This is a genomic window from Allobosea sp. P4_E12 (assembly GCF_056401655.1).
On the sequence record NZ_JBFUIY010000075.1, the window covers coordinates 1 to 9,773 of the forward strand.

12 protein-coding genes and 1 pseudogene are annotated in these 9,773 nt (G+C 59.5%); 7 read left to right on the plus strand and 6 right to left on the minus strand.

The features are described from left to right. Positions 1 to 665 precede the first annotated feature (665 nt). Positions 666 to 1,481 carry a low affinity iron permease family protein gene (locus tag AC1DW9_RS35400; RefSeq protein WP_476776227.1) on the plus strand — a complete coding sequence of 272 codons (816 nt, stop codon included), beginning with the start codon at positions 666 to 668 and terminating at the stop codon, positions 1,479 to 1,481. A gap of 190 nt (positions 1,482 to 1,671) precedes the next feature. Here the strand turns inward: AC1DW9_RS35400 and AC1DW9_RS35405 are convergent, their stop codons facing one another. Beyond that, positions 1,672 to 2,244, minus strand: coding sequence for a PRC-barrel domain-containing protein (locus AC1DW9_RS35405; protein WP_476776226.1), 573 nt, complete (start codon positions 2,242 to 2,244; stop codon positions 1,672 to 1,674). A gap of 34 nt (positions 2,245 to 2,278) precedes the next feature. On the opposite strand from AC1DW9_RS35405, the gene AC1DW9_RS35410 reads away from it, so the two are divergent. Together AC1DW9_RS35410 and AC1DW9_RS35415 are read left to right on the plus strand one after the other, a co-directional pair. After that, positions 2,279 to 2,566, plus strand: coding sequence for a hypothetical protein (locus AC1DW9_RS35410; protein ID WP_476776225.1), 288 nt, complete (start codon positions 2,279 to 2,281; stop codon positions 2,564 to 2,566). Between the two features lie 264 nt (positions 2,567 to 2,830). Then, a complete protein-coding gene (locus tag AC1DW9_RS35415) occupies positions 2,831 to 2,974 on the plus strand; it encodes a hypothetical protein (protein WP_476776224.1) in 144 nt (47 codons plus the stop codon). On the opposite strand, the gene AC1DW9_RS35420 is transcribed toward AC1DW9_RS35415, so the two are convergent. The 3 genes from AC1DW9_RS35420 to ku (AC1DW9_RS35430) all read right to left on the minus strand — a co-directional run bounded on the left by AC1DW9_RS35420 (position 2,971) and on the right by ku (AC1DW9_RS35430) (position 4,951). Then, on the minus strand, positions 2,971 to 3,249 hold the full coding sequence (locus tag AC1DW9_RS35420) for an ATP dependent DNA ligase (RefSeq protein WP_476776223.1): 279 nt from the start codon (positions 3,247 to 3,249) through the stop codon (positions 2,971 to 2,973). The two genes, AC1DW9_RS35415 and AC1DW9_RS35420, sit on opposite strands and share 4 nt — an antisense overlap. 43 nt (positions 3,250 to 3,292) lie before the next feature. Then, the gene (locus AC1DW9_RS35425) at positions 3,293 to 3,979 is read right to left on the minus strand and encodes an ATP-dependent DNA ligase (RefSeq protein ID WP_476855353.1); all 687 of its coding nucleotides are present in this window, start codon (positions 3,977 to 3,979) and stop codon (positions 3,293 to 3,295) included. A 132-nt stretch (positions 3,980 to 4,111) separates the two neighbouring features. Beyond that, positions 4,112 to 4,951 carry a non-homologous end joining protein Ku gene (gene ku / locus AC1DW9_RS35430; protein WP_476776221.1) on the minus strand — a complete coding sequence of 280 codons (840 nt, stop codon included), beginning with the start codon at positions 4,949 to 4,951 and terminating at the stop codon, positions 4,112 to 4,114. Between the two features lie 93 nt (positions 4,952 to 5,044). On the opposite strand from ku (AC1DW9_RS35430), the gene ku (AC1DW9_RS35435) reads away from it, so the two are divergent. Both ku (AC1DW9_RS35435) and AC1DW9_RS35440 read left to right on the plus strand, forming a co-directional pair. Then, positions 5,045 to 5,857, plus strand: coding sequence for a non-homologous end joining protein Ku (ku, locus tag AC1DW9_RS35435; protein ID WP_476855354.1), 813 nt, complete (start codon positions 5,045 to 5,047; stop codon positions 5,855 to 5,857). Between the two features lie 34 nt (positions 5,858 to 5,891). Then, entirely contained in the window at positions 5,892 to 6,146 is a 255-nt protein-coding gene (locus AC1DW9_RS35440; protein WP_476776219.1) for a DUF7696 family protein, read from the plus strand. Positions 6,147 to 6,281: 135 nt separating this feature from the next. Here AC1DW9_RS35440 and AC1DW9_RS35445 read toward each other — a convergent pair whose 3' ends face one another. Next, entirely contained in the window at positions 6,282 to 6,527 is a 246-nt protein-coding gene (locus AC1DW9_RS35445; RefSeq protein WP_476776218.1) for a hypothetical protein, read from the minus strand. Positions 6,528 to 7,362: 835 nt separating this feature from the next. On the opposite strand from AC1DW9_RS35445, the gene cls reads away from it, so the two are divergent. After that, entirely contained in the window at positions 7,363 to 8,643 is a 1,281-nt protein-coding gene (cls, locus tag AC1DW9_RS35450) for a cardiolipin synthase (protein ID WP_476776217.1), read from the plus strand. Between the two features lie 12 nt (positions 8,644 to 8,655). Here cls and AC1DW9_RS35455 read toward each other — a convergent pair. Continuing rightward, positions 8,656 to 8,921 (minus strand): annotated as a pseudogene (locus AC1DW9_RS35455) (transposase); the annotation flags it as partial. A gap of 260 nt (positions 8,922 to 9,181) precedes the next feature. Here AC1DW9_RS35455 and AC1DW9_RS35460 point away from each other — a divergent pair. Then, on the plus strand, positions 9,182 to 9,773 hold a 592-nt coding region (locus AC1DW9_RS35460; protein ID WP_476855355.1), incomplete at its 3' end, for an HWE histidine kinase domain-containing protein.

The following is a 9,773-nucleotide window of genomic DNA, read 5'->3' on the forward strand; positions in this document are numbered from 1 at the left end:
CAGCAATTGCAGCAGGCCGTGCTGATCGACGGGCAGCTTCTTCAATGGCTGGCGCTCCACGCCTGGGACGAGGCCGGCGACCAACCAACTCGCCTGGCCCATCTCGATCACGGCGACCAGGGTCGCGCCTTGATCAAGTGAAATCGAACATCTGCTCGCATCGATGCTGTGTGCCATAAAGGTGCTCCATCGCTGATTGCGGCAACGATGGTACCGGCCTCGTTGCGCCGCCCATAGCTTCTAAGCCGCTCTCGCGGCAGGGCGCTTCGTCGCGTGCATCGCTGAGATTTCGCAGATGACGCCTTCGCGAAACTGCAGCAGGCGAAGGAGACCGCAAAGCAAGCTGCTGAGCGCGCTCGCAAGGCCGCAGTGATTACCGCATTCATGACCGCAGCAGTGCTGTTGCTTGGAGCAGCGGCAGCCTGGATGGCGGCCCAACTTGGCGGCAAGCATCGCGACGAGGAAATGGATCTCGGGTCGCTGTTCGGCCGGCGATGAAGAAGGAAATTGGAGGGGCTCCGAGGGGCCCCTCCTGATGCGCGGAGAAACCCACGTCCAGCCGGTTCGACGCACTTCGGTCTATCGCAACTGCGCCGGTCAGTGTCAGCGGCGCAACGAGCCAAATCGGGTGTCCGAATGTTCCATAAAATTCACCACGGTGTGCAATGGCAAATTACCAGGATTCACTGGCCGATCTCGGAAGCGATGCGTCGCTATTCACTCGGCTTTCGCAGACCACAGCACGGTGGGCGGGGAAGCCTCAAACCTTCTTTGTCGCGATCGCGATCATCATTATCTGGGCGCTGTCAGGACCCCTGTTTGGCTTCAACGACACCTGGCAGTTGGTGATCAACACGTCGACGACGATCGTCACCTTCCTGATGGTCTTCATCATCCAGAACAGCCAGAACCGCGATACCTGCGCCATGCAGATTAAGCTGGATGAACTCATCATCCGTCTTGAAGGGGCTCGCGAAGAGCTTCTCGACCTCGAGGAGTTAGACGAAGAGAAACTTGAGGCTCTTCGCACCGAATACGAGCGTCGCGCGAAGCGCGCCCGCGAGGACCAGCCCCCTGCACTCAAGTCAGTTCCTAGGCTCCCCGATGGCATATATTCGCGAAAGGCCGTCCAGGTTCACGCAGCTATCACAGGCTGCGGCGCGATGGACCAGTCGTTCGCGAGTTCTGTTCGGCATCCTGGCTGCTGTAATTATGGCGGGCTTGACCGGCCCCCATTTGATTATTCCCCAGGCTGGCAGCTTATCATGAGCACCGCGGTCACCATTGTGACCTTCCTCATCGTCCAGACCAGTCAGAATCGTGCGGTCACGGCGATGCAAATCAAGCTCGACGAACTGCTCAAGGCTGTCGAGGGCGCAAAGGACAGGCTTGCCGAAATCGAGGAGCTCGATGAGGAACAGCTTGAAAGGCTTCACCGAGAATATCAGGCGAATGCTTCTTCCCAGAGATTAGAAGATTAAACGAAGGGTTGGGTGGCGCTTCCTTGCGGCCAACTCGTCCGTTTCGGACCGGCTGATCCTCACGGCTCGCGTCGTTAGAACTGCGTCTCCCGAAAGAGTTCTGTGATCGGCTCCCGTGTAAGCGATCGCCGTCACGAGCGAGGTATGCTCCCTTCGGGGCGTGTCGTCACGACGGGGGCGAGAGCGCGTTTCAGAGTGGCCCCCTAGGAAGGTCGTTCCAGTAGTCCCTCATATCCTGCCGACGCTTCCGACCTGGCGAAACTTTCTCGTCCCCATAGAAGGCCGCGGCGGCTCGGACCCGGGCCTCGGCAAGGTCAGTGCGATACCCCCCGAGCACTTGGTCGTAGGCGAGCTTTTCCCATGGGATCGTAATGTGGTGACTGCCCACGCCGAGAAATCCTCCAAACGTCACATCGACGTAGAGAACGCGACCACTTACCTTATCAATCAACAACCGCTTGATGGTGCCGAACTGAATGTCCTCGCGGCCGAATACGGCAGTTCCTTGGACGCGATCACTTTCGATGATCGGGTGGGATACGATCGCTCGCTCGACGGGTCCCCAGAGATAAAAACCGTCCTCGATGATGCCGGCTGCCACGACCGCTCTGCTGATGGGGGCGGTCCATTCCTCGTCGGGCCCGATTTGTTGAAGAAGGCTCCACGGCGCAAGATCCGGGGGCAAACTGGCGCCGGTAGGCTCATCGGTGAAGCCGCGTAGGTCAGGGGAGTTCACGGCGTGGAACAAGCAGTAGGTTCTCATGAGCGCCTCCTCTATTAGATGGATAGCACGCCCCGTGGGCGGGTTCGCCATCGTTTCTCAGACGCAGCGCCTGAACTACGTCACGGCCGCAGCGCCGAGCCACAAGAGCGCAGTGACGATGGTTGACCTGCTCGACGAAGCTGCTGCCAGACGCTCCATTCGCACCGGATCAATGCGCGCTCACGCTCTCCGTCAGGCGGAACACTGGCTTCAGCAGGCGGCTCGCAGCTTGCGCGTCGCCGATGAGGCTGGCGATGTCGCGGACGTCGAGCGCTTGGCGCGATGCGTTTCAGAAAAACGTCGGCGGGAGATCAAGGGATGATCCGGAGATTGGTGTCAGGTCACTTGGACTTGGACGTCGTCATTCGAGCCGCCCGGTCGCGCATCATTAAAAAGCCGCCGACTTGCTGCACTGAGGGGAACCGCCACCCAAAGGAACATCTTGCAAATGCCCTCAGGCAGAGGCCGGCTCACGCTGCGCCATAGCTACTCGATCCCTGGACGTTACCAATTCGAGCCGGCTCGGCGGGCCGGCGTTTGGGAGGGATCGTTCACTGGGGACATAAGCCGCATCGATCGAGGTGGAATGTCGGGAGAAGTGGAACTCATCTGCGTGGGCGGACTGGCCCTTAATATTTCCGTCACGATCTATAGCCCGACGTGGCTGACGTTCACGGCGCTGCGCGAAGAGAGCGTGGGTGTTGTCCTGCCGCTCTCCATTATGAACTAGTCCTCGATTTCGAAGATTTCCACGAGATCAGCCACCTCTCGCCTACCCTTGTAGGATGGGTGCCGAAGTTTGTGGTCGTTCGTCCAGCCTCGAAACTCTATTTCTGCCGCCAGTTGCGGCTTAACCCAACGAATACCGGCGCGCTTTAGCGCCAGGCAGGGTTTCTGGATCATCAGGCGATCGAGGTCTTTGCGCAGCGCGATTGCTGATCGCTCCGCAAAGCCCGTACCGACACTACCGACATAGGAGAGCCGATCGCCCTTCAATGCAGCCAAAAGCAGGCGCCCGATCCCACCTAAGGCAGCGGTAGACGGTTCATTACCCCACAATGACGAACGTTTCGGACTGCACGCATTTGATCTTCAGCCAATCGCCGCCTCGGCCTGATCGGTAAGGGGCGTCGCGCCGCTTCGCGATGATACCCTCGAGTCCCATCTCACAGGCCAAGGTGAGGAAGGCGTCGCCGGCAGCGTCAACCTCCTCGCTGAGCATGATTCCGGGTTCGGTGCCCTGGATCACAGAGGCCAGTCGGTCGCGCCGCTCGGTCAGCGTCAAGCGCCGGAGGTCGCGGCCATTGAGGTAAGTGAGATCGAACGCGAACATCACCGCGAGGCCGGCGTTGCGCTTGCCGCCCCGGCCGCCGAGCTGGCTCTGAAGCGCCGAGAAGTCCGATCTGCCTCTCTCATCGAGCACAACGGCTTCACCGTCCAGAATGGCGCTGTCGACCGGCAGCACCTTGGTAGCCGCGACTATTGTGGGGAAACGTTCGGTCCAGTCATGGCCGCCGCGCGTGATCACGCGGGCCCGCCCGCCAGACTCAATATGGAGGGCAACGCGATAGCCGTCCCATTTGACTTCGTATGCCCAATTTTCGCCATGCGGTGGCTTGGTGGCGAGCTTCGCCAAGCAGGGCTCAACCCGATCGGGCATCGGTTCGTAAAAATCGTAAAACAGGGTCGTTTGTCGCGGATCATCCACCCGCGCGATGACGGGGCTTTTCAGCACCTCGAATCCAGGACCAGACCGCAACAGGCGACGCGCACACACAACAGCCACTCCACCACGCGCTGAGAACTCTGGGCCGATTGGAATCGTTCCGGTCCAGTCACAGAACGCCTCCTGGGCGTCTTCGAGCTACTAGCCAGCTTTCTTGGAGGGCTGAGACGTCTTCGAAGGCGCAGCTTCTTTCCGCCCCCGCTTTTTCATCGCGGCGCTCGCGCGAAGCGCTTCCATAAGGTCGACCACGTTCGTGGCCGTCCGCAGCTTTGGAGTGGAGATTTTGCGGCCTTCGATTTTTGCCTTTACGAGCTCGGTTACAGCGGCCTCGTAGCGGTCTGTAAAAGCCGCAGGATCGAACTTACCGGCTTTGGTGGTGATGATATGTTTGGCGAGGTCGAGCATTTCGCCTTTGATCTCGATGTCCTCCACCTCCTCGAATGCGCCGACAGCCGAGCGAACTTCATAATCAAAGTTGAGGGTATGGGCGATTAGGCCAGGTCCGCTGGCTCGGATCAGGACAGCTCTATATCGGCGAAACAGTACAGCGTGCGCGATTGCGCCAACTTCGCTCCGCTCCAGTGCATTGCGTAGGACTGCGAAGGGGGCTTCAGCCCCCGGCCCGGTGGGTGCGAGGTAATAAGGCTTGTCGAAAAACAAGGTGTCGATTTCAGCGAACGGGACGAAGGCCTGAATGGCGAGCTTCTTATCCGATTGCGGAATGGCAGCGTCGAGCTCCTCGGGTTCGATCATCACGTAGCTGTCGGGCTCGACTTCGAAGCCCTTCACCTGGTCTTCCTTTTCGACCGGCTTGCCTGTGGTTGGGTCGATGAACTCCCGACGAAGCCGATTCCCTGTGTCACGATTGACCATGTTGAAAGTCGTGCGTTCCGCAGTGGAGGCGGCGGTGAAGAGTGCGACGGGTACGGCCAGGGCGCCAACTTGCAGCGTACCTTTCCATTGAGCGCGGGCTGTAGCCATTGAACGCAACTCCGACACGACGAACATGACTCAACGCAAAGGGAACCGAAGACGTTCCAATGGATTGAAGCTGGGTGAGTTCAGGGTTGCAGCATGCCTCCGAAATTCTGGACCGGTTATCTCCGACTTTCCCTAGTCACGTGCCCTGTGGCGCTCCAGCCAGCGACGTCGGAGAGCGAAAAGGTTCGCTTTCACACGCTCAACCGAGCGACGGGGCAGAGAGTTGTTAGTCGCTACATCGACTCCGTTACGGGCAAACCCGTCAACGACGAGAAAGCGGCGAAAGGCTACGAGGTCGGGGACGACCAGTTCATCGTCTTTGACGACGAGGAGCTTTCTTCGGTCGGGCTCGAAAGCACCAGGACGATCGATATCGACCTTTTTACAGAGACTGCCTCGGTTCCTTGGATTTATCTCGACAGCCCGTATTTCATGACGCCGAGCGATCCGGTGGGGGAGGAGGCCTTTGCCGTTATCCGGGAGGCCATGGCCGCAACGGATACAGTCGGAATGTCGCGTGTGGTCCTCAACCGTAGGGAGCGGGCTGTGATGCTTCAGCCTTCCGGAAAGGGCATCATCGCATGGACGCTGAGGTTCGGTGATGAAGTACGGAAGCCTGGCATATATTTCGGCGATATTGGATCGACCGAGGAGGATCCGGCTTTGGCGAAACTTGCCGACAAGCTCGTTGCTCAGAAAACCGCGCATTGGTCAGCCGATTACATGAAAGATCCCGTCCAGGAGCATCTTCAGAAGCTCATCGCTTCGAAACAGAGCCGGAGCGTTCGGCGCGGCGCTACGGATGGAAAATCAAAGGGTAATGTCGTCAGTATATTTGACGCGTTGAAGGCGTCATTGAAAGAGACGCTCGACGCCGACAAGGGTGGCCGAGCCAAAAAGCATTGAACAGCTAATCGTTGCTATTTGCAGGAGATTCGCCGTGCCTTCTCCCCGCTTCGCCTGGTCACTTCTTGCTGATCGAGAGGTCTCGACGAGTTCCGAGGCATGGCGGCACGAATGTGAGATCGAGTATCTGCTGACCATGTCTGAGCACCAGCGAACCGAGTTTCTCGACGGCATTCCGGGCGCCATCGATCGCGAAAGCAAAGGGGTCAGGGGAGTTCGAGGGGATGCCGTGGTCACCGCACTCAAAGTCGAGATCGAGCGGCTGAGGCTCATCAAGATGAAGGGCTGAATGTGGGCCCCGCCGCTCCGGGGGGCGCAGCAGCGAGGCCCTAGGCCGTGACCGCACAGGACGAGGGTCGCGCACGGTCACAGGTGTAAAACCAAGAGCGATCCGCGGCGTTCCCCCGATTGCTCTTTATTTCATTCACTCGGGAGCTTTCGGCCCGCCTCCCGCCGCAGCGGTTGCATCGAACTGGCGCACAGCCATCAGCGCCAGATCGACGGTTTGGTCCGACGACGACAATTCCGCGATGATGGCCGCGAGACGCTCGCGCTGACCAGGTGCACTCAATGGGTCGATTCTGGCCGCGACCTCAGCCCACGCTTCCTCGAACGCCTCTGCAATCCGGGCGAGTTCCTCTGGCGTGGCAACGATGGACCGGAACGGCATTCACTTTCCCCCTGCGAGCGCAGTCAGCAGGGACCGTACAGTCCCGTTTGGAACTTGTCTAAACTTTAGACGAAGCTGCGGAAGCGAATCCAAGGAAACTGCGTTCAGAGAGAACGGCGTGAGGAAGGCATCCTCGGTTCAGTCCTTGCCCTGGGTTGGGCACGGCGGCATTCGCGCAGGTTAGCGTCAAGATCGGTCATCGCCACCACCCGATCATGATCTGCCGATCTTCCAGAAGGTGGCCAGGCCCCGGACGAGCCGAACCAGCTCTCGATGGCCGAACAAATGGTCTTGGAACCAAGGAGAACGCAGTTTCCTCGCCCGGCGGGGCTTGACGGTAAGATGGCGACCCTGACGACCGGGCTCTCCCGCGGTGCGATAGCTCCCCTTCTTGCGGCTACGGCACTTCCGGGCTGCGCCGCTCCGCCCCGGCACCCCAACGGAAGGCGCACGCGATTGCTATGGCCGTCATCCCAGACAGCGGATGGATATCGGATATCTATGTCCCCCAGGGGGGTGGCACGGCAGGCCCGTGACCTTCTTCATCTCGGGGCTCATGGGCCAATGGCGAGAGGGAGACCTATGCCTTCGTCGGGGAGGCGTTTTCGGCGCGCGGCTTCGTCACCCTCATCGCGGATCGCCTGGTTCCCAAGGTGCGCTTCCCCGCCTTCATGAAGATGGTGCGCGGGCCCTTCGCGTCGTGGACGACACGATCAGAGGTATGGGCGCGCTGTAACGGATCCGCACTCGTGGGGCCGGGTCTCGGACGTCCCGATCACGCGGAACTAGACTGAAGCGGCCGTGTTTTGTTCGAACATCGCTGGCGAGGACCATCATGAAGATCGCTAAGTCTCCGCTTTTCATCGCGGTTATATCTGCTGCGGTCGGCGTGGTCGGGTGTCTAGTCGTCGCCAACCTGATGCCGGAACGGCGGGAGCTTCAGCAGCCGCTGCCTCATCATCTGTCATCCTCCGACGGCCAGTTCAAAATTTCGATAGGAGCGCTGTTCGGTTCCAACAGTATTCCCGGCAACAAGGTTGAGACGCTCGTCAACGGGAACCGGATTTTCCCGGCCATGCTGCGGGCCATTCGCAACGCCAAAAACACCATCACTTTCGAAACGTACATCTACTGGCGAGGGGACATCGCGGATCAGTTTGCCGATCTGCTGTCTCAGAAGGCGCGCGAGGGAGTTAGCGTCAAAGTCCTCCTCGACTGGATTGGCAGCCTCCCAATGGAGGAGGCTTTGGTCCAGCGGATGCAGTCGGCTGGCGTGGAAGTCGTCAAATTCCGCCCTGTCAGTTGGAGCACGGTGGATCGCGTCAACAACCGTACCCACCGCAAGCTCTTGATCGTCGATGGCCGGATCGGCTTTACGGGAGGCGTCGGCATCGGCGATGAATGGAATGGTGATGCGCGGACAGCTTCCGAGTGGCGGGACAACCACTACCGCCTTGAAGGCCCTGCCGTTTCAGAATTGCAGGCAGCCTTCGCCGAGCACTGGATCGAGGCCACGGGCGAACTCCTCATGGGAGACCGGTTCTTCCCGGCCATAAAACCCGAGGGCGACCAGGATGCCCAAATTGTCGTGAGTTCGACGCATCAGCGCAACGTCCTGCACCTAATGCTTTTGTCGGCGCTTGCTGCGGCCGAAAAGAACATCCGGCTCGGAACCCCTTACTTTGTTCCCGATGCCATTACCCGACAGCAATTACTTGAAGCGAGAAAGCGTGGCGTAGATATCGAGATTATCGTGCCTGGCAAATCGACGGATGCGCGCCTGGTCCAAAAGGCGTCGCGCCATTTTTGGGGGGAACTTCTAGAGGCCGGAATAAAGATCTACGAATTTGATCCGACAATGTATCACTGCAAGCTGGTGATCCTTGATGAGGTCTGGACATCTGTGGGATCCACCAATATCGACGAGCGTGCGCTTCGATTGAACGATGAGGCTAATATCAATTTTTACGATAGAAGTTTCGCACGCGACCAGATAGCGATCTTCAACTTCGATGTAATGCGGTCTACGCCATACACGATAGATCAATGGCGACAGAGAACCGTTGGCGAGAGACTGTCTGATTGGTTAGCCAGCCTTCTGCGATCCCAGATCTAGAGCATCTTCACGTTATTCCGGCTCATACCCGGCACCCCAGAATTAGTTTTGCATTCGTCGGGGGTAGACGTCGAGGATTGTTCCGATGGTTCGCCAAAGGCCTTCGCCGGTTCGCTCGGCTGCTTTTCGCAAGAGCACCTTGAGCTTGGCGAAGGCGATCTCGATCGAGTCGAAATCAGGAGTGTTAAGCGGCCGGAAGACGAGGGCGGCGCCGGTCGCCTCGATGACCTGGCGCACCGCTTCGCCCTTGTGGGGGGCAGATTGTCCATGATGACGATGTGCCTGGCGCAGCGTCGGGGCGCAAACCTAGCCCGCATACGCCAGGCAGGCCTCGCGGTTCATTGGTTGCGGAGGTCGGCGAATGCGCATGAGGCACCGATCAGAATGCTCGGAATTTATTTCCCATCCTGCTGATCGATGTCCTCGGAGGGCGCCGACCTTCACCTAAATCATAGTAGGCCGTCCGCTCTTAGAACTTAGAGAACCCCTTTCTCTGCTGCTATCATGCCCACCCCGCAGCCGCTCCCCGAGTGCAGTCATGCCCACCAGCAACCCTCTGTCGTGGAGCGCCGACAGCCTCCGTCGCGCTATCGGCGCGGCCGGGGTCGCCCTTTGGTCGTGGAACGTCGAGACCGACCGGTTCGCCATGGACGAACGCGGATACGCCTTATGGGCCGTGCAGGACGATGGCATCCCGGTGAAGTTCGAGGACCTGTCAGTCCGTATCCACCCGGCCGACCGGGATCGGGTGCGGAGCGCGTTCACGGCGACGCGGGCGATCGTCGGCTCTTATGAAATAGATTTCCGCATCATTATCGATGAGGAGATCCGATGGATCTCCGCGCGGGGCATTGGCGACGATTCGAATCTACACAATGGCATTGCCTACGGCATCTTTCTTGATGTCACGGGGCGCAAGCAGGCCGAGGAAGGCCACGAGCTTCTCGCCGGGGAGATGAGTCACCGCGTCAAGAATCTGCTGGCCATTGCTGCGGGGCTGACCCAGCTCTCGTCGCGGTCCACCACGACAGCGAAGGAGATGGCCACCGAATTGACCGGGCGCCTGGCGGCACTTGGCCGAGCCCACGATTTGGTGAGGCCGCTCCCGGGCCACCAGGGCCATGCGGCTC